The sequence below is a fragment of the Pseudomonas taiwanensis DSM 21245 genome (genome assembly GCF_000425785.1).
In the GTDB taxonomy this organism is placed as follows: domain Bacteria; phylum Pseudomonadota; class Gammaproteobacteria; order Pseudomonadales; family Pseudomonadaceae; genus Aquipseudomonas; species Aquipseudomonas taiwanensis.
On the sequence record NZ_AUEC01000019.1, the window covers coordinates 22644 to 46731 of the forward strand.

The following is a 24088-nucleotide window of genomic DNA, read 5'->3' on the forward strand; positions in this document are numbered from 1 at the left end:
GGTGTGGGGCTGGCGCGCCTGGCACTCTCTGACGCGTGCTGCCAGGCGCCGGGAAAGCCGTCGCTCAGCGGCCGCCCATGATCCCGATGTAATCCTGGGTCCAGCGGCTGTAGGGCACGAACTTGCCGCCCTCGGCCACTGGGGTTTTCCAGAACGCGATCTTGTCGAACTGGTTGTAGCCGTTGCTGGCGCAGCCTTCGGCACCCAGCAAGGCACTGGCCTTGCAGCCTTCGGGGGCTGCCGGGACCGAGCCGAACCAGGCAGCGACGTCACCCTGTACCTTGGGCTCCAGCGACCAGCTCAGCCATTTGTAGGCGCAGTTGGGGTGTTTGGCCTCGGCATGCAGCATGGTGGTATCGGCCCACCCGGTAACGCCTTCCTTGGGGAAGACGGTGGCGATGGGCTGGCCCTCGGCCTTGAGTGCGTTGGCCTGGTACGGCCAGGCACTGGAGGCCACGACGCCTTCGTTCTTGAAGTCGCTCATCTGCACCGTGGTGTCGTGCCAGTAACGATGGATCAGTTCACGCTGTTTGCGCAGCAGTTCGATCACCGCGGCGTACTGCTTCTCGTCGAGTTGATAGGGGTCGGTGATGCCCAACTGCGGCTGGGTGGCCTTGAGGTACAGCGCGGCATCGGCGACGTAGATCGGGCCGTCGTAGGCCTGAACGCGGCCCTTGTTCGGCTTGCCGTCGGCCAGGTCCTGGCCTTGGAATACTACCTTCCAGCTGTCCGGCGGAGTGGGAAACACCTGGGTGTTGTACATCAACAGGTTCGGGCCCCACTGGTAGGGGGCGCCGTAGGTCTTGCCGTCGACCACGTACCAGGCCGCATCCTTGAGCCTGGGGTCGATGTTCTTCCAGTTGGGAATCAACGCAGGGTCGATCGGCTGCACGCGTTTGCCGTAGATCAGCCGCAGCGAAGCATCACCTGAAGCGGTGACCAGGTCATAGCCGCCCTTGGCCATCAGGCTGACCATCTCGTCGGAGGTGGCGGCGGTCTTGACGTTGACCTGGCAGCCGGTTTCCTTTTCGAATGGGGTGACCCAGTCGTACTGCTTGTCGGACTCGCCACGCTCGATGTAACCGGGCCAGGCGACGATGTCCAGGCGGCCTTCACCCGCGCCGACCTCCTTCAAGGCCTCAGCGGCCTGGGTGCCGGCGCTGGCCAGTAGGGCGGTGGTGATGGCACTGAGTAGTACGGTCTTGCGCATCGGGTGAGTTCCTCTTGTTGTTGTCGCTTGGGATGTGCCGGCAGGCGCGTTCACTCCAGCTGCTGGCCGTGGCGCGCCATGATGTGGCGAACCACGCTGTAGTCCTGCAGCGAGTCACTGGACAGGTCCTTGCCATACCCCGAGCGCTTGAGGCCGCCGTGGGGCATTTCACTGGCCAGCATGAAATGGGTGTTGATCCAGGTGCAGCCATACTGCAAGCGGTTGGCGACCTGGAACGCCTTGTCCAGGTTCTGCGTCCACACCGATGAAGCCAGGCCGTATTCCGAGTCGTTGGCCCAGTCCACCGCCTGTTCCAGCTGATCGAAGCGGGTCACCGTGACCACTGGGCCGAACACTTCGCGCTGGACGATCTCATCCTGCTGCTTGCAGCCGGCGAGCAGGGTGGGCTGGTAGAAGAAGCCCGCTCCCGAATGCGCGGCGGCGCCGGTGACCCGTTCGATATGCGGCTGGCCCAGGGCGCGTTCGACGAAGCTGGCCACGCGGTCGCGCTGGCGGGCGCTGATCAATGGGCCGATCTCGTTGTCGGCGTCGCGCTTGCGGGCGAAGCGAATACTGGCCACGGCATCGCCGAGCTCGGCGACCAGACGGTCGTGGATGCCGGCCTGGGCGTAGATGCGGCAGGCGGCGGTGCAGTCCTGGCCGGCGTTGTAGTAGCCATGGGTGCGCACACCTTCGACCACGGCGGCCAGGTCGGCGTCATTGCAGACGATCACTGGGGCCTTGCCGCCAAGCTCCAGATGGGTGCGCTTGAGGGTGCGCGAGGCAGCCTGCAGGATCTTCTGCCCGGTGACGATATCGCCGGTGAGGGAAACCATGCGCACCTTCGGGTGGCTGACCAGATGGCTGCCGATGCCTTCGCCACCGCCGCAGACGATATTGAGCACGCCGGGTGGCAGGACCTGCGCCAGGGTGGGTGCCAGCGCCAGGATACTCAGCGGGGTGTGTTCGGACGGTTTGAACACCAGGGTGTTGCCGGCCGCCAGGGCCGGAGCGATTTTCCAGGCCGCCATCATCAGCGGGTAGTTCCACGGCGCGATGGAGGCCACCACGCCGACCGGGTCACGACGTACCATGCTGGTATGGCCGGGAATGTATTCGCCGGACAATTGGCCTTGCTGGCAACGCACGGCGCCGGCGAAGAAGCGGAATACGTCGGCGGTGGCGGGGATGTCGTCCTGGCGTGCCAGGTGCAGCGGTTTGCCGCAGTTGAGTGCTTCGAGCCGGGCGAGTTCGTCGGCGCAGTGGTCGATGGCTTCGGCGATGGCCAGCAGCGCCTTGGCGCGCTGGGCGGGGGTGGTGCGTGACCAGGCCGGGAAGGCCCGGTGGGCGGCCGCGATGGCGGCTTCGAGTTGATCCAGCGAACCTTCGGCGATGCTGACCAGGGTCTGGCCACTGGCCGGGTTGATGATCGGTTCGACAATACCCTGGCCTGCGACCAGTTGGCCGTCGATCAGCAACGCGGTGTGCAGGGGGGCACCAGTCATCTTGGACGCTCGTCGTTTATCGGTCTTGTTGTCGTGGGGCATAGGCAGGCTCCGCAAGGTTGAAGCCCGGAACTGGCCCTGTGCTATGGCAACAGAGACTAGAGTCCGGGCCAGTGGACGACAAATGCTTAATACTGAAAGCGTCGTTCGAAAAAATCGAATGCTACACGCTGTCAGATCGACAGGCGCTTGGCGTTGGGCTGTTCGCGGGCCACGGTGAGGAATGGGTCGACCAGCGTCGGCCGCGCCGTGCCACGGCGCCAGGCCAGGCCGACGTCGAGTGGCTCGCCAAGGTCCACCAGTGGGCGCGCCTCGATGATGTCGCCCTCCAATGACCATGGGCGGTAAGTCATGTCGGGCTGAATCGACAAGCCCAGGCCGGCGGCAACCAAGCTACGCACCGCCTCCACCGAGGCCGTGCGCAGGGTCACTTGCGGTACAAGCCCGGCACGGGACCAGATGCGCTGGGTATGCAGGCCCATTTCGTCAGCGTTCAGCTGGATCAATGGCTCGCCGGCCACATCGGCCAGGGCGATGCTGTCGCGTTCCAGCAATGGATGTTGCGGCGGCAGCCACAGCCGGTGTGGAGAGTGGGTGAGTACTTCGGTCTGCAACGCGTGACGGTCTTCGAGGTTGGACAGAATCAGCACGCCAACGTCGATCTCGCCGCTGACCAGCAAGTGTTCGATGTAGGGACGTTCGTCCTCCACCACCCGAGTGCGCACGTTGGGGTAGGCGCGCTGGAAGCGGTTGATCAGGTCTGCCAGGTAATAGCCGGCCACCAGGCTTGTAACGCCGATGGTCAGGCTGCCGGTGACCTGGTCGGTGCTCTGTTGCAGGCTGCGCTTGGCGTTTTCCACCGTGGCCAGGATCAGGTGCGACTGGCGCAGGAACTGGTGGCCTTGGTGCGTGAGGGTCATGCCCTTGGCGTGGCGGTCGAACAGACGCACGCCGATTTCTTCCTCCAGCTGCTGGATGGCCAGGGTCAGGGTGGACTGGGAAATGAACACTGCCTGGGCGGCAGCGGAAATCGAGCCGGTTTCGGCGACGGCGATGAAATGGCGGATCTGGCGGAGCGTCATCATAGGTAGTGGGCCGCTTTCGATCAATCGGCGCGCAAGCCCGTCGTCGAGGCGGGTAGGGCGCTTTTTCGTTGTGGTTTATCGAAAGCCCATGGGAGCATTCTTTTTAATCGAAAGAAAGCAGTTGGACGCAAGCAATCAGGACCTGGGCGGTTCTCGTTCGAAGCAATGGCGCATGGCGTCCAGATAACGGCGTGCGCCAAGGCCCAGTGGTCGGGACTTGATCCAGATGATATCCACCCACAGCCGCAGGCGGCTGGCCATGTTGTCGAAGCGCACCTCGGCCAATGCGCCGGAGGCGATCAGTGGCTCGACCAGCGGCTGCGGCAGATAGGCCCAGCCCAGGCCGGATTGCACCAGGTCGAGCGTGGCCAGGTAGCTGTCGGTCAGCCAGATGCGCCGGGACAGCACCATGCGCGGGTCGGACCCGGTAGGGTTGCCGGACGCCACGATGATCTGCCGCTGTTCGGCAAGCTGTTCCTCAGGCAGCGGTGTGCCGCTGTGCTGACCGGCGGGGTGACGTGGCGAGGCGACCGCCACCAGCAGTTGGCTACCGGCTTCGAGAAAGGACTCGCGCTCGTCGATGCCAGGTCGTTCGAACACCAGGGCCAGTTGCACGCTGCCCTCATGCAGCAGGCGAATGGCTTCCGATTGCGTGGCAGAGCGGACCTCGATCTCCAGGTTGGGAAACGCGTTCGCCAGCATCTCCAGTGGTTGGCTCCAGCGCCCGGTCTGCAGTTCGGGTGCCATGGCGATGGTCAGGCGCTTTTCCAGCCCTTTGTGCAATTGCAGGGCCTGTGCATCCAGCAGGTTCAGTTGGCAGATCACCTGCCGGGCCTGGGGCTCGAGTGCCAGCGCCGCGCTGGTGGGCAGGGCCTTGCGGGTTGCGCGGTCGAACAGGGCCAAGTCCAGTTCGGCTTCCAGTTGGCCGATGGCCATGCTCACCGCCGAGGGTACGCGGCCAAGCTTGCGGGCGGCCGCAGAGAATGAACCGCCGTCCAGCACGGCGAGGAACACGGCCAGGGAATCGCTCGTGAATGCCATTGTCAGGAAACCTGATGACGCTTGTGTTTTATTGATAGAAATTATGAACACAAGAGGGCGCTATCACAACTATCGGCCTTGCCCACCGGGCGCACCGGTGGGCAAGGCTGAAGGACCGCTACAGGCCTTCCTGCAGGATCCGCTCGATGCTGTCGACGAAGTAGTCGACGCTGGCCCGCGTGGTGCACATCGGCGGTTTGATCTTGAGGATGTTCAGGTAATCGCCGGTCGGCTGCATGAAGATGCCGAGGTCGCGCAGGCGGTTGCACAGCGCGGTGGTTTCTTCGGTGGCTGGCTCCAGGGTCTGCCGGTCGCGCACCAGCTCCAGCCCCAGGTAGAAGCCCGAGCCATGGGCGGCGCCAGCCAAGGGGTAGCGGTCGACCAGGTCCTGCAGGCGCGCCTTGAAGTAACGCCCGACCTCCCGCGCATTGTCCAGCAGTCCTTCGCCATGCAGCACATCCAGCACCGCCATGCCGATGCGGCAACTGACCGGGCTGCCGCCTGCCGAGGAGAAGAAGTAGCCCTCTGCCTCCAGTGCCTCGGCGATTTCGCGGCGGGTAATGACCGCGCCCAGGGGTTGGCCGTTGCCCATACCCTTGGCCATGGTGATGATATCCGGCACCACGCCTTGCTCTTCGAAGCCCCAGAAGTATTCGCCCAAGCGTCCATAACCCACCTGTACCTCGTCGGCGATGCACACGCCACCGCGAGCACGGACCTTGGCGTAGGCCGCCTGCAGGTAACCCGCTGGCAAGGAAATGCCGCCGGCATTGCCGTACACCGGCTCGCAAATGAATCCAGCCAGTTGGCGGCCACGGGCATCGAGGTCGGCGAGCTTGGCATCGACATCGCGCAGGTAGTCCGCGGCGCTGTCCGGGCCCTTGTAGCGCCCGCGGAAGGTGTTCGGCGCCTGCACCGGGTGCACCCAGTCCGGTCGGGTTTCCAGGGCCTGCGGGTTGTCGGCGATGGAGGTGGAAATGGCATCGGTGGCCACTGACCAGCCATGGTAGGCCTCCAGCACGCTGAGCAGGTCACGTCCGCCGCTATAGGCCCAGGCCAGGCGAATCGCCAGGTCGTTGGCCTCAGTGCCACTGTTGACCAGGAACACCCGGTCGAAGCCCTCGGGCGCCAGTTCCAGCAGGCGTTCGGAGAACTCGGCGATGGCCGCGTAGTGGAAGCGCGAGTTGGTGTTGACCAGCGACCACTGGCGCGCCGACTCGGCGGCCATGCGCGGGTGACCGTGGCCCAGCACCGCGACGTTGTTGAGCATGTCCAGGTAGGAGCGGCCCTGCATGTCGATCAGGTAGTTGCGCCAGCCGCGCTCGATGTGGGGCGGCTGGGCGTAGTAGTGCTTCTGCGAGCGGGCGAAGCTGGCATCGCGGCGCGCCAGCAGGGCTTGCGGGTCGGGCAGTGGCTCGGCATCGCAGTCCAGGCCCAGCAACGCTGCCGGCGACGGGCACAGGGCCATCCAGGCGGCGGCCTGCGAGGGCGCGGCAAAGAATGGCGGCTGCAGGCCTTCGTCCAGGCACAGCTGAACGCTGAGAAAACCGCAGCTGCTGCCCAATGCCTGCCCTTTGGCCAAGGCCTGGCCATGCTCGGGGGCATCTTCCAGGCCACTGAGCCACAGGGTCCAGGTGGCGGTGCGCAGGCAGCCGCGACCATCGCCGGTACGCTGCCAGGTGCCGGCCTCCGGCGCCTGCACAAGGCTACCGTTCGGCAGATTGAGCTCTACGCCCAGGGCGCAGGTCGCCGGTTCGTCAGGGCGGTCGATGTGGGTTTGCGACAAACGGAACTGGCCATGCAGGCTGCACGCGGGGGCGGGCTGGGCCGTCAGTACGTGCTGGTCGAAACCGGGCTGCTCCCAGTTGCCAGCCTCGCAGTGCGGGCTGAGCACACCCAGGTCGACCCGGCTCACGGCCTGTCCGGCCAGGGCGGGAATCAGGGGCAGGCAGCCGGCGAAGTCCACGGTGGCCTGGGGTTTGCCGGCGGCGTGCAGGATTGCCGCCTCCATCAGTGCGGCGGGCACGGCACAGGCGGTGTCGAAGATTTCCCATTCGTGGGCGATGTTGTCACGGGTGTACTGGTTGGCCGGGTCGACCGCCAGTTGCTGTTCGCTGCTCAGGACCAGTACCGCCGAACGCAGTTGCACCAACGGCCACAGGGCATGTACCTCGGCGTCGTGAAGTGGGTTTAGCGCCTGGTAGGCACTGATCGCCGGCAGGATACGCAGCGGGTCGCCCTCGGCGTGGTGGAGCAGGGCCGAGCACGTCACCGACAGGTCGGCGATGCGCCAGGTGCGCAGCAGGTCGCCGAAGTCGATCACCCCTTGCACTTGCCAGTGACGTTCGGCATCGCGGCCCCAGACGACGTTGTCGTCGGTGATGTCCAGGTGCACGGCTTGGCTCGGCAAGTGCTCGACCAGCGGTTCCAGGCGCTTGGCCGCCTGCTGTGCCAGGCGCGATACCTGGTCCCGGCGCGCAGGGTCCTTCAGCACGGGGAGCAGGTGTTCGATCAGTGCCAGGGCGTGGCGAGGGTCCCATTGCAGGGTGCGCTCCAACCCCGGATGGTCGAAGCCGGCCAGGGCCTTGTCGACCCGGGCGCACAGCGCGCCGAATTCGGCAACGACCGAGGCTGGCAGGTGCGCCAGACGAGTCAGAGGTTGCCCGTCCAGATAGTCGAGCAAGCGTGCACGCAACGGCTGGCCGCCTACCTCGACGGCCAGCAGCGCCCGGCCATTGCGTGCCGTGCGCACGGCGGGTACCTGCAATCCCTGGTCACGCAGGTACGCCAGTGCCGCGTGTTGCGCTTCGAGCTCGATCTGGGCGTAGGTGCCATGGCAGGCCTTGAGCACATACCGCCCCTGCGGGCTATCGACCCGGTAGTTGAGGTCCTGCTGGCTGCCAAGGGCCTGTAGCGTCCCGTCGAGGTCATAGTGCTCACGCAGCAAGGCATGGGCCTGGTCTTCGTTGAGCGAAGGGCTGGACTGGCTGGAGCGTTCGAGCAGCGAAGCGAGCGAGGTGGAGGTTGCGTGCGGGAAGGACATGGATGCCACCGTGGGTCGTACAATTATTGGCGCCGAATCTATGCCTCAGTTGGCTGACGATAAAAGACAATCGTGATCAGAAATTCTGATAACGGCGCCCGGAGCCAAAGCCCATCTCCTTTTGGCGTCTCGGGGATGGCGGCGGCGACGCCAGCTTTCGGGTAAGAGGCTTGCACCCTTCGACATTAACCCGGCACGTTTGCAATCGCTGATTACACTGTTGAAACCGCAATACATGGAATACCCGGCATGGGCGAGGTGTCGATGGGTCGTGCAGCTTGGCTGGCAGGCCGCCTGGTGGCGCGTCTTGGGAAGGTGATTCGTGCGGTCGAACCGGCTTGTGCCAGGGAGACACCCCCATGAACAACCCAGGACGGGGTGTTTCCCTGCAGTGGCTGGTGGCATTGGCGATCATGCTGGGCATGCTGGTACTGGGTGTTGGCTTGGCCTGGCAGGGCTATCGCGCCATACAGCAGACGCTGGTGGCCGCAGCCGGCGACACGGCCGAGCAATTCGCCCGGACCATCGATGAGCGCGCCCGTCGCCTGGTCGACCCAGTGCAAAGCAGCATTCGCCTGCTTGCCGTCAACCCGTCCGCCAGTGGCTTGGCCCACCGTCTGCAGCAATTGGCCCAGCTGGTCGAAAGCCTCAACGCCAACCCGATGCTCAGCGCTGCCTACGTCGGTTACCCCAATGGCGAGTTCATGCTGCTTCGCCCGCTGCGCACGGCGCAGTTGCTCGAGCGCTTCGCCGCACCGCCAGGCACGGAGTTCCTGGTGCAGAGCGTCAGCCTGGGGGAGGGCGGGGGAATGCTGGGCGAGTGGCGGTTCTACGACCGTGCCCTGACCTTGCTCGAATCTCGGGTCAAACCGGATTACCACTACGATCCACGTCAGCGCCCCTGGTTCGTCGAAGCCTCAAGCCAGGCACAGACCGTGCTGACCCACCCCTACGTGTTCTTCACCACCGGCCAGATCGGCCTGACCATGGCCCAGCGCAGCCGCGATGGTGGGGCTGTGATCGGGATGGATGTGTCGGTCGACGACCTGGCGAGCCAGAGCCGTGACCTACGCATCACCGCTGGCACCGAAATCGCCGTGGTCGACGACCAGGGCAATGTGGTGGCTTACCCGGACCTTGCGCGCGTAATCGTGCGCGAGGGCGAAGCGGTGCGCCTGTCGCGCCTTTCGGAACTGGGTATCCCCAGCCTCGATCGGATATACACTGACTTGCCCCAGGGCAGCCGACCACAGCCGTACGAACTGCAGGGGCAGACCTGGTACGGCATGCGTGTGCGCTTCACCACCCTGGCTGGCCAGGAACTGCAGGTGCTGATCGCCGTGCCTGCTCGAGAGCTGCTGGCCGGAGCGCGCACGGTGCTGGTCGAGCAAGTGCTGTGGACGCTGGCACTGATGGCCATACTGCTGTTGCTGGGTGGGCTGCTCGGACGTCGTATCGGGCGCCCGCTGCGCCTGCTCGCCGAGCAGGTGCGGGCGCTGGCCAGTTTCGATTTCAGTCGTGAAGTTGGGGTGTCTTCGCGGGTGTCCGAGGTGCGTGAGCTGAGCCATGTGCTCAGCCGCATGTCCGTCACCATTCGCAGCTTCCAGGCGATCACCCTGGCGCTGAGCCGAGAAAGCCAGCTGGAGCGCATGCTCGACGGGGTGCTCACCCACTTGGTGAATGCCGCTGGAGTCAGTGCCGGTGCGGTTTACCTGCTCGACGCCGAGGGCGCCTCGTTGCGCCTGGCCGCCTGCCAAGGCGAGGGGTACCCGGCAGAGCTGGCCCTCGACGACCATGAGCGCGACGATCTGGCCAGCGCCGTGGCCCATGCCCTGGAGCTGCGTGGGGAGAGCCTGGCGGTGGTGCTCAACGATCGCAGCCAGGCGCTGCTCGGCATCCTGGTGTTGCAATTGAACAGCCAGCACGCCCGCGAAGAAGTACGCCAGCCGTTTCGACGCTTTGTCGAAGAGTTGTCCGGTGCCGCCGCCGTCGCCATCGAGACGCGCCAGCTGATCGAGGCACAGCAGCGACTGCTCGATGCCATGATCAAGTTGCTGGCCGACGCCATCGACGCCAAGAGCCCATACACCGGCGGCCATTGTGAACGGGTGCCGCAATTGGCGCAGATGCTGCTGGACAAGGCCGTGCAGGCCGAAACGGGCCCCTACGCCGACTTCGCCATGAGCGAAAGTGAACGCTACGAGTTTCGCGTGGCGGCCTGGTTGCACGATTGCGGCAAGATCACCAGCCCCGAATATGTGGTGGACAAGGCCACCAAGCTGGAGACCTTGTACAACCGTATCCACGAGGTGCGCATGCGCTTTGAGGTGCTCTGGCGCGATGCTGAGCTTGCTTACTGGCAAGGGCTGGCCGCCGGCGGCGACCGGCAAGGGCTGCAGCGCACCCTGGAGCTGTACCAGGCACAGTTGCAGGATGAGTTCGCGTTCGTCGCCAAGGCCAACATTGGCGGGGAGTTCATGCAGGACGAAGATGTCGAGCGGTTGCAGCGTATAGGCCAACGCCGCTGGCAACGGCATTTCGATGACCGTCTGGGCATTTCACGCGATGAAGAGCAGCGCTTTGCTGGCCTGGCGCCGGTGCCCCTGCCGGTGGAGGAGCCATTGCTGGCTGACCGGGACGAGCACCGCGTACCCTGGGGCCCGCGCAAGCCCCCCGTGACCCGCGACGACCCGCGCAACCTGTGGGGGTTCGACATGCGCCTGCCGGCCAATGCCAGCAACCATGGCGAGCTGTACAACCTGTCGATTCGGCGGGGAACGCTGAACGACGAGGAACGCTTCAAGATCAACGAACACATCGTGCAGACCATCATCATGCTCAGTGCCTTGCCGTTTCCACGGCAGCTGCGGCGCGTGCCTGCCATCGCCGGCAACCACCACGAGCGCATGGATGGCAATGGTTACCCGCGCCGATTGGGCGAGGACCAGCTGAGCCTCGCCGAACGGGTCATGGCCATTGCCGACATCTTCGAGGCACTGACCGCCGCCGATCGCCCGTACAAAGCGCCGAAGACACTGTCCGAATCGGTGAAGATCCTGGTCTCCATGGCGCGCGACAGGCATGTCGACGGGCAACTGCTTCAGCTGTTCCTGAGCAGTGGGGTATACCGCGAGTATGGCGAGCGGTTCCTGCGTCCCGAGCAGCTTGACGAGGTGGACGTAACGTACTGGTTGGCCCAGATTGCGGGGCAGTCGCTGCTGGAAAGTTGAGGCGGTCGAGGAATCCGTCGGCGCGGGCAGGTCCCGCTGCCGGGTGTGCATGCGGCCCTGGCTTTTTCACTGGCTGGCGAGCTATCCCGGCGTTATGCTGGTGACTCACTTATCGGAACACTCAGCATGCGCAGGTTAGTGCTGTTACTCGTTGCCAGCGTCATCGCGGGCTGCCAGGCTCCGATGCCGGTGGCAGACCCGCAAAAGGCCTGGGTCGATTTTTCCACACCGTTTCCCAATGACAGGTTGCTGCTGGCCGAGCGGCTGGACAAACAGCGCCTGCGCGATGGCCGCTTCTTCGAGGTCGCCCCTGGCAGCCATGAGCTGATCGTACGGTTCGATTTCGAAGTGGCCGGTGGCGGTAGCATGAGCATGATGGGCGGTCCTTCCACCCGTGTCTGTTACCTGACGCTTCACTACGCGCATTTCGAGGCCGGCCAGCGCTACGTGCTCGAAGGCCGCTCGATGGCGTTCACCCCCGAGGCTCGGCTGTTCAACGCCAAGCATGAGGTCGTTGCCCAGGCCAGTGAGTACTACTGCCTCACCTGAGGTGGTGCACTGGCCATCTGCCCCCGCCCTGAATCCACGCCTTGCTCCTGTTGTCGCGCTCGCTGTGAGGGCATGGGCGCGCGCGTGCGTTTAGCTGAGGAACATGACCTTTGATGCGATTTGTGGATCCACAAAAAGTTTCCATTGCCTAAATAATTTGACTTTTCTCGCTTCTGTATCAGTTAATGGATCCACAAAAATAAATAGCCGGAGAGTCAAATGTTCCCGAAAAACGCCTGGTATGTGGCTTGCACCCCTGATGAAATCACCGAGAAGCCGTTAGGCCGACAAATCTGTGGGGAAAAAATGGTGTTCTACCGCGGGCAGCAGGACCAGGTCTGCGCCGTGGAGGATTTCTGCCCGCACCGCGGCGCACCCTTGTCCTTGGGGTATGTCGAGAACGGCAACCTGGTCTGCGGCTACCATGGCTTGGTCATGGGCTGCGATGGCAAGACCCTCGAAATGCCTGGCCAGCGGGTACGGGGCTTCCCATGCAACAAGGCCTATGCCACGGTTGAGCGCTACGGTTTCGTCTGGGTCTGGCCCGGCGACCAGGCACTGGCCGATCCCGCGACCCTGTGCCACCTGGAGTGGGCCGAGAGCGAAGAATGGGCCTACGGCGGTGGGTTGTTCCACATCAGGTGCGACTATCGCCTGATGATCGACAACCTGATGGACCTGACCCATGAAACCTACGTGCATGCTTCGAGCATCGGCCAGAAGGAGATCGATGAAGCGCCTCCGGTGACAACGGTCAATGGCGACGAAGTCGTCACGGCCCGGCACATGGAAAACATCATGGCACCGCCGTTCTGGCGCATGGCCTTGCGGGGTAATCATCTGCCTGACGACCTGCCGGTGGATCGCTGGCAGATCTGCCGTTTCACTCCGCCGAGTCACGTACTGATCGAAGTGGGCGTGGCGCTCGCGGGCAAGGGAGGCTATGACGCAGCGCCCGAACACAAGGCGTCGAGCATCGTTGTGGACTTCATCACGCCGGAAACCGAGACCTCGATCTGGTACTTCTGGGGCATGGCGCGCAATTTCAATCCGCAGGACCAGGCGTTGACCGACAGCATCCGGGAAGGGCAGGGGAAGATCTTCAGCGAAGACCTGGACATGCTCGAGCAGCAGCAAGCCAACCTGCTCGCCAACCCACAGCGCACTCTGCTCAAGCTCAATATCGACGCAGGCGGCGTGCAGTCGCGACGCATCCTGGAGCGGTTGGTGGCTCAGGAGCAGGCTGGCGTCGCAGCACAGCTGATCGCTACCGCGCAGTAACCGTCCCTGTCGATGTCCAGCACGGCCACCGGGTGGCCGTCAATGGAAGGTGAGCCATGATTGAAGTTGTCGTCACATCCCGTACCCGTGAAGCTGAAGGTATCTGCAGCTACGAACTGAGCTGCGCCCACGGCAACCCGCTGCCCGCATTCAGCGCCGGGGCGCACATCGACGTGCACCTGCCAGGAGGGCTGGTGCGCCAGTATTCCTTGTGCAACCACCCCCAGGAACGCCATCGCTACCTGATCGGCGTTCTCAACGACGCTGCTTCACGCGGTGGCTCCCGTTGCCTGCATGAGCAGGTCGTGACGGGGCAGTCCCTGCTGATCAGTGAGCCGCGCAATTTCTTTGCCCTGGCCCCCAAGGCCAGTCGCAGTCTGCTGTTTGCCGGCGGGATCGGCATCACCCCGATCCTGTGCATGGCGGAGCAATTGTGGAGCCAGGGCGAGGAGTTCGAACTGCATTACTGCGCACGCTCCCACGAGCGAGCGGCGTTTCTCGAGCGTCTGACTAGCGCCGCGTATGCCAGCCAGGTTCACCTGCATTTCGACGCGCATCCAAACACGCGGCTCGACCTGGAGCAGGTGTTGGCAAACCCTGGGGCGCAGGACCATCTGTATGTCTGCGGCCCCGGTGGGTTCATGCAGCATGTGCTGGACAGTGCCCGCAGCCACGGTTGGCCAGATGCCCGGCTGCATCGGGAGTACTTCGCCGCCGAGCCGGTCGACACCCGCGATGACGGAGCGTTTTCGGTCAAGCTCGGCAGCACCGGTCAGGTATTCGAGATCCCAGCAGACAAGACCGTGGTCCAGGTGCTGGAGCGTCATGGCGTGTCGATTGCCGTTTCGTGCGAGCAGGGCGTATGCGGTACCTGCCTGACCCGGGTGCTGGAAGGCGTGCCAGAACACCGCGACCTGTACCTGACCGAAGACGAGCAGGCGGCCAACGATCAGTTCACACCCTGTTGCTCACGGGCTAGGACAACCATGCTGGTGCTCGATCTGTAACGGGCGTCTAGTCGCCCCTGGAAATCACCTGGACGCCACTTGCCGTGCTGGCTGCGCCGAACACCTCGGCGTAGCGCAGCGTGGCATTGGCATGCTCGCGCATGATGCTTTCGGCGCGCGCGCCCTGACGGTTGCGCAAGGCGTCGACCAGCGAGTGGTGCTGCATATGGGCAAAGTTGAAGCGCCGGTATTCGCGGGCCATGTCGTCGCGGTCGAAGGCCAGCGCCGACACCGATGCGAATGGCCGATGATCGTTGCGTGCCAGTGCCTCGGCGATTGCCGGGTTACCGCTGCCGGTGATGATTACCTGATGCAAGCGCACGTTCAGGTCGTGGTAGGCCGCCAGGTCCTGCTCGGTGATGTAGCCCTTGTCGAACAGCGCGTCGCCCTCGTCCAGGCATTGCTTGAGCGTGGCCATGGCTTTGGCGTCCAGGCCGCGCTCGGCGCACTGCCGTGCTGCCAGGCCCTCGAGTACACCCCTCACCTCGACGGCGCCGGTAAGGTCTTCGACGCTCAGTGCGCGAACCTGAAAGCCCTTGCCGCCATGGCGGACCAGCAAGCCTTCCTGTTCAAGGGTACGAAACGCCATGCGCACCGGCATGCGCGAAACGCCGAAGCGCTCCGCCGTGGGAACTTCCATCAAGCGCTCACCGCCGGCCAACTCACCGGAAGCGATCATCTTGCGCAGGGCGACCAGGATGGTCTGGCCATGTTTGCTCATTGCAGGCGACCTCGGGGAATGAGCCGCCATGGTAACGCAACGAGCACAGGCGTGCGCGGTGCTGGCAGGGCAGCCTCCGGGTCGACGGTTTTTTCCTCGGTCGATGCATTGACGCGCGCGGCGATTGCTGACTATTCTCTCGAAACTGGAACGAGAATTCTAATTCTGTTGCGGGGTTCGAATCGGTACCGCCGGCCTCCCAGCCCTCGCCCAGCGACTCATCATGACAATAAGAGGACACACATGATGCGCTTCTCAGCATTCCTGGTCGGCCGCTCGACCGCCCCTGAACAAGACCGTTTCGTCATGGACGCCCTGGTAGAGCATGCCTGCGCTGCCGAACGGTTGGGCTTCGACGCGGTGTTCATGCCGGATCACCACTTCACCGGCTACGCCCCCATGTCCAGCGACCCGTTCATGTTCGCGGCCTACCTGGCAGCGCAGCTCAAGCGAGTACATTTCGGCATGTCGGTCACCACGGTGCCACTGCACCATCCGGTGCGTTTCGCCGAGCGGGTGAATCTGCTTGACCAGTTGACCGATGGGCGTTTGCTGGTGGGGGTGGGCAGCGGGACCACACCGGAGGAGATGATTGGCTTCGGTGTGAACTACAAGCATGCTTCGGCCTTGCTGCAGGAAAATCTCGACCTGGTCCAGCGCCTCTGGGACAAGGAACTGGAAGACGCCCCAATCTCCTTCGAAACCGCGCACTACAAGGGCGCCGTCGTGCAACGCATCGTGCCGACGGCCTACCAGAAGAAGTTCAACCGCATCATGCCGGTGGCGCTGCGCGAAACCAGCATGCAGCGGGCCGCCGACTCGGGCTGGCCAGCCTTCATTCCGGCGTTCACCCCGCCAGTGGCGGCCAGTGCCGATCCGTTCACCGAGCTGACCAAGTACTTCCACCGCTACCGCGACGCGCTGCACGAAGCCGGTCATGCGCCGGAGGTCGTCGCACATTGCCTGTCCTGGACCACACATACCTACCAATGCGTGCACCTGGCCCCTAGTGCGGAGCAGGCGCAAGAGGAGCTCATGCAGATCCTCAAGGCCTACAAGCAGGCCATCGACCGCGAGTACCACTACAACAAGCGCGCCGAAGTGCTCAGCGGCGTCTCGCTGCACCCACACCCTGACTGCTTCAGCCCGGAATGGATCAAGACCTGGTGCTTGCACGGGACACCGGAGCAGGTCGCCGAAGAACTGCACAAGCACAAGCAGCTTGGCATCGGCAACGTACTGATGGGCTTCACCAATGGGCCGCTCACTGAGCAGCGCATCGGCTTTGCCAACCAGTCGCTGGATCTGTTCTCCCGCGAAGTCATGCCGCAATTTCGTTGAGCCGGAGGCTTGAGTCATGAAACGTACTGTTCAATTGCATGATGCTGATCGGCCACTGATCGTCGGCATCGGCGGCACCACCCGGCCGGGGTCCAGCACCGAGAAGGCTCTGCGTTGTGCCTTGGAGCGCGCGCGGCAGTTGGGCGCACGGACCATTTTGTTCGGTGGCGCCGAGCTCTCTGCCTTGCCAAGCTTCGATCCGCAGGTGACCGAGCGCACCCCGGCCGAGGTGGCGTTGATCGAGGCGGTGCGTGCCGCCGATGGTGTGATCTTCGCAACACCCGGGTACCACGGCGGCGTTTCCGGATTGGTGAAGAACGCCATCGACCTGCTGGAAGACCTGCGTGAGGATCGCCGCGTCTACCTGGATGGCCGTGCGGTGGGTTGCATCGTCACAGCGGCCGGATGGCAGGGGTGTAACACCACCTTGGGAGCCCTGCGCTCCATCGTCCATGCACTGCGGGGCTGGCCAACGCCATTGGGCGTAACGCTCAACACTGCCGGCGCTGCGCTGTTCGACGCCGAGGGCCGTTGCACCCATGAGCAGATAGCGGCGTCGTTGGCCACACTGGCAGAGCAGAGCCTTGCGCTGGTGCAGCAGCGTCAGGGGGCAGGGCAGAGGTTCAGCCATGGGTAGCCCAGTATTCGATTGGCGCCAGGTGGCGCACCTCACGGCCGGGCAGGATATGTGGTCGACTCATCCGCTGCCGGCAATCGGGCTCAAGTCCGTGCGTTTTTCCGACGGCCCGATGGGCATCACTGGAGGGCGGGTGGATGAGCGCGATCTTGCGCTGCTGACACCGTGCGGTCTGGCGCTGGCGGCCAGTTGGGATGGGGCGCTGGTGCGCAAGGTCGGCCAGGTGGTGGGCGACGAGGCGCTGCGTCTGGGAATCCAGGGCATCCTTGCGCCCAATCTCAACCTGATGCGTAGCCCGTTGGCGGGCCGGGCCTTCGAGTTGTTCGGCGAAGACCCACTGCTGATCTCGAATCTTGGTGGGGCCTGGGCTGCAGGGGTGCAGTCCCGTGGGGTGGCGTCGGTGATCAAGCACCTGGTGTGCAACGACTCGGAAACCGACCGGCGCAACATGAACGTGACGGTAGACGAACAGACCCTGCGGGAGGTGTATTTCCGCCCGTTCGAGCACACGGCCAGGCAGGGAGCGTGGGGCATGTTGACGGCTTACAACAGCGTCAATGGGGTGCGCTGTGCCGAGCTTGGCCAAGCCATTGGCTGGCTCAAGCAGGGCTTGGGTTGGGACGGACTGGTGATGTCGGACTGGTTTGGCACCCACGACGGCGTCGCTAGCCTGGCGGCAGGGCTGGACCTGGAAATGCCCGGCCCTGCCCGGCATATGGGCGCGGCGCTGGACGTCGCTGCGCCGATCGGCGAACGCCTGGTCGATGCCGTCGAACGCCTGCAGCGCCTTGCTGGTCGAGTCGACAACCCGCTTCCCTATGACGCCAGCGTCGCTGCCGAATCGGAGCGCATCGAGGTGCTGAAAGAGGCGGCGGCGGCTGGAATGGTGCTGTTGCGCAACGACGGCCTGTTGCCGTTGCGGCCGGATAAGGAAAAGCGCATCGCGGTCATCGGCCCCAACGCGATCCAGCCTTGTTTCCAAGGTGGCACGTTCGCCAAGGTAGCGCTCGACCCGGCGACGGAAATGCCGGTCACCTCGATCACGGCACGTTTCCACGAGGTGGTGTATGCCGAAGGCGTGGTCGCCGAGTACCGGATTCCCCCGTTGACCCGCGAGCCGCTGGACCTGAGCGTGACGTTCCGCGATGCCGAAGGGCACCTGGTGCACGAGGAAACGCGCCATGCTTCTTCGCTGGTCTGGTTCAAGGACATGCCCGGTGTGGGCGATCTTCTGTCGCTCGAAGGCATTGCCAACGTTACGGCTAGCACGGTCATGCAAGTGGCCAACAGTGGTGTGTATCGCTTCTTCCTCGGCGGTACGGGCGAGGTCAGCCTCTCCATCAACGGGCAGGCCTATGCCAGCTTCGATGGCGTCACCTTGTCCGGTGACATCATGGGCAAGTTGATGCAGAGCCCACACACCTGGGTCGATGTGATACTGGAGGCGGGCCAGCAGTGTTCGCTTGAATTCTCGATGAACATTGGCCGAAGTCTGGCGCATGGCCTGTGGTTCGGCTGTCGAGCACCTCAGTCACATGACCTGCTCGCGCAAGCCGTGGCGTTGGCGCAGCAGGTGGATAGCGTCGTGCTCATGGTGGGGGAGACCGCCGATGCGGGGCTGGAAAGCGTCGACCGCGACACCACCCAGCTCAGCGCCGCACAGCAAACCCTGGTTCGTGCGGTCTGCGAGGTCAATCCGCGTACGGTCGTTGTGCTCAATGTGGGGCATCCGGTCGATACGGCCTGCCTGAAGCACGCCGCCGCTGTCATCGTCGCCTGGTATCCGGGGCAGGCCTTCGGGCCTGCACTGGCCTCGGTATTGGCAGGCGATCTCGAGCCAGGTGGGCGGTTGCCGGTGACCTTCGCTGAGCGGGAGCAGGATTATCCGGTCTGGTCTCTCACGCCTGATCCGGCGGGTGAGGTGCACTACCACGAGCGTTGGTGGGTGGGGTATCGCCATTTTGCGGCGCACTCGCTAACGCCTGCCTTTCCCTTCGGCCATGGCTTGGGTTATGCATCGATCGAGCCTGAAGTGGCCCAGTTGTCCGGGGAGCACGTCGAGACACTGAGCGTGCGCCTTGGGTTGCTGAACAACTCGTCTCGCCAGGGCAAGGCTGTTCCCCAGCTCTACCTGCTGGCCCCCCCCGAAGAAGGCCAGGACAGGCGATATTCTCTGGAGGCCTTCGCGGCGGTGGACGTTCCCGCGACGGGGAGGGCCGCTGTCGACCTGGTGCTCCAGGCGCGCAGTTTTTCCCGTTGGGATTGCGAGCAGCAGCGGTGGCGACTGCAACCTGGGCTTTACCGCATGACCCTGGGCGCTTCGAGCACTGACGGCTGGCTGCAGCTGGCGCTTGAGGTCGATGAGAAGGGCGGCGTGGAGGCGGGCGCATGGCATTCGCTGTTCGATCAATCCATCCAAGCCAGCGATAGGCCGCTCACGAGATAAATGATGTGCAGTGGCGCGAGTGCTGTGGCTCACTGCCAGACAATCAGAATAAGAATCCTCGTTCAGAATAACAATGGCGGTCAGGAACCGCCCTACAAGGAGGTAAGACGTGTACCCATCAGCCTGTATCGAATGGCTCTTTCAGGATGACTGTCCCAATTTCGCCGATCGCATCCGTGCGGCGAAATCCGCCGGGCTCAGCCATGTCGAGTTTCACCTGTGGCGCGACAAACCCATGGACCAGGTAGCGCACGCCTTGCGTGAAACCGGCGTGACCTTGACCAGCTTCTGCGTCGATCCGCGACGAAGCCTGGTCGATCCGGCGCAGCATGCCGAGTTCATCGAAGCGGTGCGCGACAGTCTGGCGGCCAGCCAGAAGGTCGGTTCGCCTCCGCTGATCGTGGCCTCTGGCTTCACCCGTGAGGGCGTGTCGCATGCCGAGCAACGCGCAGCCGCCATCGACGCGCTGAGCAACGCCGCCCACCTGGCCGAACAGGCCGGCGTGGAGTTGCTGATCGAGCCACTCAACACCCGTATCGACCACCCCGGTATGTTCCTGCACGACACCCGCGAAGCCCTGGACATCATCGAGGAGGTCGACAGTCCGAACCTCAAGCTGCTGTTCGATGTGTACCACTCCAGCGTGATGGATGAATCGCTGGAGGATGTGCTGCGCGGCCGCATGCACCTGGTGCGCCACGTGCAGATCGCCGACCTGCCAGGGCGCAATGAGCCTGGCACCGGGCAACTCGACTGGGACGATGTGCTGCGACGGCTCGAGACGCTGGGGTACCGGCAAGCGATCGGCCTCGAGTACAAGCCCACCCTGCCTTCCCTGCAATCGCTGGCCACCGTGCGACAAGCCACCGGCCTGTAACAGCCACTCCAGGAAAAATGCCATGAACAACAAGATCAAACGCGGCGTCAGTCTGTACAGCTTCCAGAACGAAACCTTCCTCGGCAAGATGGACCTGGCCGATTGCATCCACCAGTGCGCGCAGATGGGGGCACTGGGTATCGAGATCATCGGTGAGCAGAGCTTCGCGGGCTGGCCGGAGCAGGGCGTGGCCGACACGGCCATCGAGCATTGGCATCACCTGATGAAGAAGTACGGCACCGTGCCGGTGAGCCACGACTTCATGCTCGATTACAAGCGTTACAAAGGGCGGCCGATGCCCTTCGAAGAGCAGGTTCGCAGTGTGCGCAACGACCTGGAGTTCGGTGCGCGCCTGGGCATGAAATACATCCGCTCGCTGGTCTCGGTCGACCCGGAAGTCTTGGTGGCCGCCGCACCTTATGCCGAAGAACTGGGGCTGAAGATTCTCCTTGAAGTTCATGCTCCGCTGCACTTCGACCATCCCTGGATCATCCGCCACGCCGAAGCCTATGAGCGCGCCGGTACCCAGGCGTTGGGCTTCTTGCCGGACATGGGGATGTTTCTCGATCGCTTCCCGCGGGTCTGGAAGGAGCGGTTCATCCGCAATGGCTGCCCGGTCGCTGCCGCCGACTTCATCGAAAAGAGCTACGAAGACCGCCGCCTCAGCGAGTACGTCATCCTGGACGTCATGGAGAAATGGGGGCCGGGCCCGCAACTGGCGATGGCCGAGACCCTGCGACACAACGCGGCGTTCGAACCCAAGCGAATGCTCGATTTCATGCCGCGCATCCACAATATCCACGCCAAGTTCTACGAGATGACCGAGTCGCTGCAAGAGTGGTCGATCCCGTATGACGAGATCTTCCGCGTGCTGCAAAAAGGTGGCTATGAGGGTTATGTCTGTTCCGAGTACGAGGGCAACCGTTGGGTGGAAGACGCCTTCGAAGTCGACAGCCTGCATCAGGTTCGCCTGCAACACCGCATGTTCTGCAAACTGCTGAACGAAGATCTGCCCGCCGCTTTGGCCGCCTGAGGATAGCCCCGATGTTCGATAAACACATGATTTGCCAGGAAGGCTTCAACAATGTCATCGAAGGCGGCAAGGTCACCGGCTTCCGCTTCCTCGCGCGTTTGCCGTATTACCGCGGCCTGGGCCTGTCGATGATCGAAGACATCGCTATCAGCGTGGACGGCGAGGCGATCGAACGCAGTGCGATTCGCTTTAGCGTAAGGGGCCGCAGCTGGAGCCTGGATGAGCTGGAAACCGTGTACGACGACCGCTGGAATTTTGGTGAGAAAGCCGAGCTGATCGTGCTCAAGCCCGGCGGCCTCGCCGAGGGCAAGCATCGCCTGAAGCTTGCCGAGAAGCTGCGGATTTCCTACCTGCCGTTCGTGCCCACCACGACGTGCGAGGCGGATGTCGCGCTGACGCAATGAACTGAACCTGTCCTGAACGCGGGCGAGTCGGGCCTTCCCGATTCGCCTTGCTGCGTGCCCAGTCCGTTTGATCTCCACAAGAACAATGAAGGAGAAGATCGTGGGAACTCCCCTTTCTGCTGCTCAAACCGCTCCACGCGCCGGGGTGGCGCAAGGCCTGATCATGGTGCTGACCGGATTCCTGCCCATTCTGGCTATTGTCTCGCTGGCACCGGCTGTACCGACGCTGATCGAGCACTTCGCGCCTGTCGCCCATGCGCAGGTGCTTATCCCGTTGATGATCACCGCACCGGGCTTGGTCATCGCCTTCGTGGCGCCTTTTGCCGGCTTGCTTGCCGACCGGCTGGGGCGTCGTCGTCTGCTCATCGGTGCGACATTCCTGTTCGGCGTGTGCGGTACCATGCCGCTGTGGTGCCAGTCGCTGACGCTGATCTTCGCCAGCCGTCTGGGCGTGGGTCTGGCGGAGGCCGTGGTACTGACGCTGGCTAACACCATGCTGGTGAACTATTTCAATGTCCGCCGTCGTCGCTTCTGGCTGGCGCTGCAAGGGTTCGTCGGGCCTTCGCTCGCCGCCGCTGTCATCGCCAGCTCTGGCTACCTGACCGCCCTGGTCTGGAATGGCGCGTTCTGGATCTACTCCATCGCCTTCCCGCTGTGCTTGGCCATGAAGGTATGGATGTTCGAGCCCGATGCCGATACCCGCCACGATGACGAGCCGCTGATCGACGACAGCGTTTTCCCTTGGCTGCGCATGGCGACCATCTGCCTGACCACCTTCGTCATTGCCGTCGTGTACTACGTCTACACCATCAACGCCGGTACCGCGTTCCATGCACTGGACGGCGCATCGCCGCAGCGCATCGGCATGCTGATGTCGTTGGCGTCGTTGGCGGTGCCGCTGGGGGCATTGCTGTTCGGCTGGGTCTCCAGCCGGACCACGCCGGAGCGTGTGCTCACCGTCACGTTGGCGTTGATCGGTGCGGGCATGATCGCTATCGGGCAGGCACGCAACCCGATGGTCATGGGCGTTGGCGCGGTGGTTCAACAGGTCGGTGCCGGCATGGCCGTCAGCGCGATGATCTTCTGGGTGGCCTCGCTGGTGGGGCCTGCGCATCGCGGTCGGGCGATGGGGGCGTGGTCCAGTGCCTTCTTCGCCGGGATGTTCGTCAGCCCACTGTTCGTCAACCTGCTGCGCGTGCAGGCTGAGGGCAATATCATGGTGCCGTTTTCGGTATTCGGTGGCGTGGCGTTGGTGCTAGCAGCCGCGATCTTCGCCTATTCGCTTTCCGGACACGGGCATGCGCTACGCAAGCTTCCCGCCTGAAACGCTTTATCGGCAGTAAAACAAAGGGCCTCCTGTTCAGGAGGCCCTTTGTTTTGTCAGCGTCACGACTCTGCAGCCACGCTCGCACTCTCCCTGGAAGGCCACTGGGCACGTAGCCAGACGATTCCGCCAACCATGAACGCCTGGCACAGGGCGCAGACGATCACCATCGACAGGCCGCTGCCGAAGGACGCCAGGGCGGCAACCAGTGCCCCAGCCAGCGATGCACCGGCCATCTGCATGGCACTCATCAGCGCGCTGGCAGTGCCGGCGTGCTGACGGAAAGGCTGCAGCGCCATTTGCGTTGCATTGCCACTGACCAGCCCGCCAGACATCGTCAATGCAAGGATGGCGACCAACCAGGGCCAGATCGAACGGGCGTCGGTGAGTGCGCAGGTCGCCAGCCCTACACAGCCCGCGACGGCCAACCCGGCGCCGGCGAGCAGCAGTTTGTGTGCTTCGACATGTTTGGCGCTGAGGCGCCCGTTGCTGACGGCCCCCACGATCAGTCCCGCCGAGCAGGCGCCGAAGGTGAGCCCGAATTGTTGTGGGGTCAGCCCCAGGGTATCGATGAACAGGCTGGGGGCGGCACCGACGTAGGCGAAGATCGAGGCGAACGAGGCAGACGTAACGAGGGTGCCGGCAAGGAACAGGGGTTCTGCCAGCGCCTTCATGTATCCCGCGGCCAGGGACCTTGGGCTGAGCTGGGGCAGGGGAACCTTGAGGGTTTCCTTGAAACCACGGGCGAGCAGCAGCCCGATCACGATCCCGTAAACCGCCAGGAACACGTACAGCATCTGCCAGCGTGCAAACCCGATCAGCAGCGAGCCCAGGCTCGGCGCAAGCAGAGGCGCGAGCATCCCTAGGGCGGCCATGAACGACAGCTTGCTGCGCGCCTCGCTGCCTTGGAAACAGTCCCGCATGATTGCCAGGATCACCGGCCGGCCAGCGCCGCCGCCGACGCCCTGCAGCAACCGCCAGGAAAGCAACGTACCGAGGCTGTCCGACAGCGCACAGCCCAGGCTGGCCACGCTGAACAGCACCAGCGAGACAAGCAGCACCGGCCTTCTGCCGTAGCGGTCGCACAGCGGGCCCGCGATCAGTGGAACGGCGGCGAAGCCAGCAAGGAACACGCTGAGTGACCAGACCATCGCCTCCGGCGCGATCCCTAGCGCTGAAGCGGTGCTGCCGTTGGCCGGCAGCGCCATGTCGATTCCTAGCGCACCCAAGGCGCTCACGGCGGCCATGAGGATCAGAAACGCGCGTGCATGCGGGTCTATCGCCTTCAAGGGGCTAACCTCCTGATTGGATAAAACAAGAATTCTAATTCTAATTTAAGGCAGTGCCAATCCCG

At 63.9% G+C, this 24088-nt stretch carries 18 protein-coding genes; 11 read left to right on the forward strand and 7 right to left on the reverse strand.

Going from position 1 to position 24088, the window contains the following annotated elements:
- Positions 1-64: 64 nt before the first annotated feature.
- The 5 genes from ydcS to H620_RS0108370 form a co-directional block, all read right to left on the reverse strand.
- The gene (ydcS, locus tag H620_RS0108350) at positions 65-1210 is read right to left on the reverse strand and encodes a putative ABC transporter substrate-binding protein YdcS (protein ID WP_023380147.1); all 1146 of its coding nucleotides are present in this window, start codon (positions 1208-1210) and stop codon (positions 65-67) included.
- A 50-nt stretch (positions 1211-1260) separates the two neighbouring features.
- Positions 1261-2715 carry a gamma-aminobutyraldehyde dehydrogenase gene (locus H620_RS0108355; protein ID WP_049818749.1) on the reverse strand — a complete coding sequence of 485 codons (1455 nt, stop codon included), beginning with the start codon at positions 2713-2715 and terminating at the stop codon, positions 1261-1263.
- A gap of 173 nt (positions 2716-2888) precedes the next feature.
- Positions 2889-3800, reverse strand: coding sequence for a LysR family transcriptional regulator (locus H620_RS0108360; RefSeq protein WP_023380149.1), 912 nt, complete (start codon positions 3798-3800; stop codon positions 2889-2891).
- 135 nt (positions 3801-3935) lie between these two features.
- A complete protein-coding gene (locus tag H620_RS0108365) occupies positions 3936-4841 on the reverse strand; it encodes a LysR family transcriptional regulator (protein ID WP_023380150.1) in 906 nt (301 codons plus the stop codon).
- A 118-nt stretch (positions 4842-4959) separates the two neighbouring features.
- Positions 4960-7884 carry an aminotransferase gene (locus H620_RS0108370; protein WP_027907164.1) on the reverse strand — a complete coding sequence of 975 codons (2925 nt, stop codon included), beginning with the start codon at positions 7882-7884 and terminating at the stop codon, positions 4960-4962.
- A 359-nt stretch (positions 7885-8243) separates the two neighbouring features.
- Between H620_RS0108370 and H620_RS0108375 the strand changes: the two genes are divergently transcribed.
- The 4 genes from H620_RS0108375 (at position 8244) to H620_RS0108390 (ending at position 13951) form a co-directional block, all read left to right on the forward strand.
- Positions 8244-11114 (forward strand): HD domain-containing phosphohydrolase, encoded by a 2871-nt coding sequence (locus H620_RS0108375; RefSeq protein WP_027907165.1) that lies wholly within the window; start codon positions 8244-8246, stop codon positions 11112-11114.
- Positions 11115-11240: 126 nt separating this feature from the next.
- A complete protein-coding gene (locus H620_RS0108380) occupies positions 11241-11663 on the forward strand; it encodes a PA0061/PA0062 family lipoprotein (RefSeq protein ID WP_027907166.1) in 423 nt (140 codons plus the stop codon).
- A gap of 219 nt (positions 11664-11882) precedes the next feature.
- The gene (locus tag H620_RS0108385; protein WP_023380154.1) at positions 11883-12944 is read left to right on the forward strand and encodes an aromatic ring-hydroxylating dioxygenase subunit alpha; all 1062 of its coding nucleotides are present in this window, start codon (positions 11883-11885) and stop codon (positions 12942-12944) included.
- Between the two features lie 56 nt (positions 12945-13000).
- Positions 13001-13951, forward strand: a complete 951-nt coding sequence (locus H620_RS0108390; RefSeq protein WP_027907167.1) for a PDR/VanB family oxidoreductase — start codon at positions 13001-13003, stop codon at positions 13949-13951.
- A 7-nt stretch (positions 13952-13958) separates the two neighbouring features.
- On the opposite strand, the gene H620_RS0108395 is transcribed toward H620_RS0108390, so the two are convergent.
- Complete coding sequence (locus H620_RS0108395; protein WP_023380156.1) at positions 13959-14672, reverse strand: GntR family transcriptional regulator; 714 nt, start codon at positions 14670-14672, stop codon at positions 13959-13961.
- Between the two features lie 243 nt (positions 14673-14915).
- Between H620_RS0108395 and H620_RS0108400 the strand changes: the two genes are divergently transcribed.
- The 7 genes from H620_RS0108400 to H620_RS0108430 all read left to right on the forward strand — a co-directional run bounded on the left by H620_RS0108400 (position 14916) and on the right by H620_RS0108430 (position 22734).
- Positions 14916-16013, forward strand: coding sequence for an LLM class flavin-dependent oxidoreductase (locus H620_RS0108400; protein WP_023380157.1), 1098 nt, complete (start codon positions 14916-14918; stop codon positions 16011-16013).
- Positions 16014-16029: 16 nt separating this feature from the next.
- Positions 16030-16650, forward strand: a complete 621-nt coding sequence (locus H620_RS25640; RefSeq protein ID WP_049818744.1) for an NADPH-dependent FMN reductase — start codon at positions 16030-16032, stop codon at positions 16648-16650.
- The gene (locus tag H620_RS25645) at positions 16643-19096 is read left to right on the forward strand and encodes a beta-glucosidase family protein (RefSeq protein ID WP_081669659.1); all 2454 of its coding nucleotides are present in this window, start codon (positions 16643-16645) and stop codon (positions 19094-19096) included. Before H620_RS25640 ends, H620_RS25645 begins: the two co-directional genes overlap by 8 nt.
- 109 nt (positions 19097-19205) lie before the next feature.
- Entirely contained in the window at positions 19206-19973 is a 768-nt protein-coding gene (locus H620_RS0108415; protein ID WP_027907169.1) for a hydroxypyruvate isomerase family protein, read from the forward strand.
- Positions 19974-19995: 22 nt separating this feature from the next.
- Entirely contained in the window at positions 19996-21006 is a 1011-nt protein-coding gene (locus tag H620_RS0108420; RefSeq protein WP_023380162.1) for a sugar phosphate isomerase/epimerase family protein, read from the forward strand.
- A gap of 11 nt (positions 21007-21017) precedes the next feature.
- Positions 21018-21410: a C-glycoside deglycosidase beta subunit domain-containing protein gene (locus H620_RS0108425; protein WP_023380163.1), complete on the forward strand. Its 393-nt coding sequence runs from the start codon at positions 21018-21020 to the stop codon at positions 21408-21410.
- 100 nt (positions 21411-21510) lie between these two features.
- Entirely contained in the window at positions 21511-22734 is a 1224-nt protein-coding gene (locus tag H620_RS0108430) for an MFS transporter (RefSeq protein WP_209439656.1), read from the forward strand.
- Between the two features lie 62 nt (positions 22735-22796).
- On the opposite strand, the gene H620_RS0108435 is transcribed toward H620_RS0108430, so the two are convergent.
- A complete protein-coding gene (locus H620_RS0108435) occupies positions 22797-24023 on the reverse strand; it encodes a multidrug effflux MFS transporter (RefSeq protein ID WP_023380165.1) in 1227 nt (408 codons plus the stop codon).
- Positions 24024-24088: the final 65 nt, after the last annotated feature.

Bases quoted from the DNA above. Each gene is read 5' to 3' on its own strand.
- ydcS (WP_023380147.1), bottom strand. From the start codon at position 1,210: ATGCGCAAGACCGTACTACTCAGTGCCATCACCACCGCCCTACTGGCC.
- H620_RS0108355 (WP_049818749.1), bottom strand. From the start codon at position 2,715: ATGACTGGTGCCCCCCTGCACACCGCGTTGCTGATCGACGGCCAACTG.
- H620_RS0108360 (WP_023380149.1), bottom strand. From the start codon at position 3,800: ATGATGACGCTCCGCCAGATCCGCCATTTCATCGCCGTCGCCGAAACC.
- H620_RS0108365 (WP_023380150.1), bottom strand. From the start codon at position 4,841: ATGGCATTCACGAGCGATTCCCTGGCCGTGTTCCTCGCCGTGCTGGAC.
- H620_RS0108370 (WP_027907164.1), bottom strand. From the start codon at position 7,884: ATGTCCTTCCCGCACGCAACCTCCACCTCGCTCGCTTCGCTGCTCGAA.
- H620_RS0108375 (WP_027907165.1), top strand. From the start codon at position 8,244: ATGAACAACCCAGGACGGGGTGTTTCCCTGCAGTGGCTGGTGGCATTG.
- H620_RS0108380 (WP_027907166.1), top strand. From the start codon at position 11,241: ATGCGCAGGTTAGTGCTGTTACTCGTTGCCAGCGTCATCGCGGGCTGC.
- H620_RS0108385 (WP_023380154.1), top strand. From the start codon at position 11,883: ATGTTCCCGAAAAACGCCTGGTATGTGGCTTGCACCCCTGATGAAATC.
- H620_RS0108390 (WP_027907167.1), top strand. From the start codon at position 13,001: ATGATTGAAGTTGTCGTCACATCCCGTACCCGTGAAGCTGAAGGTATC.
- H620_RS0108395 (WP_023380156.1), bottom strand. From the start codon at position 14,672: ATGAGCAAACATGGCCAGACCATCCTGGTCGCCCTGCGCAAGATGATC.
- H620_RS0108400 (WP_023380157.1), top strand. From the start codon at position 14,916: ATGATGCGCTTCTCAGCATTCCTGGTCGGCCGCTCGACCGCCCCTGAA.
- H620_RS25640 (WP_049818744.1), top strand. From the start codon at position 16,030: ATGAAACGTACTGTTCAATTGCATGATGCTGATCGGCCACTGATCGTC.
- H620_RS25645 (WP_081669659.1), top strand. From the start codon at position 16,643: ATGGGTAGCCCAGTATTCGATTGGCGCCAGGTGGCGCACCTCACGGCC.
- H620_RS0108420 (WP_023380162.1), top strand. From the start codon at position 19,996: ATGAACAACAAGATCAAACGCGGCGTCAGTCTGTACAGCTTCCAGAAC.
- H620_RS0108425 (WP_023380163.1), top strand. From the start codon at position 21,018: ATGTTCGATAAACACATGATTTGCCAGGAAGGCTTCAACAATGTCATC.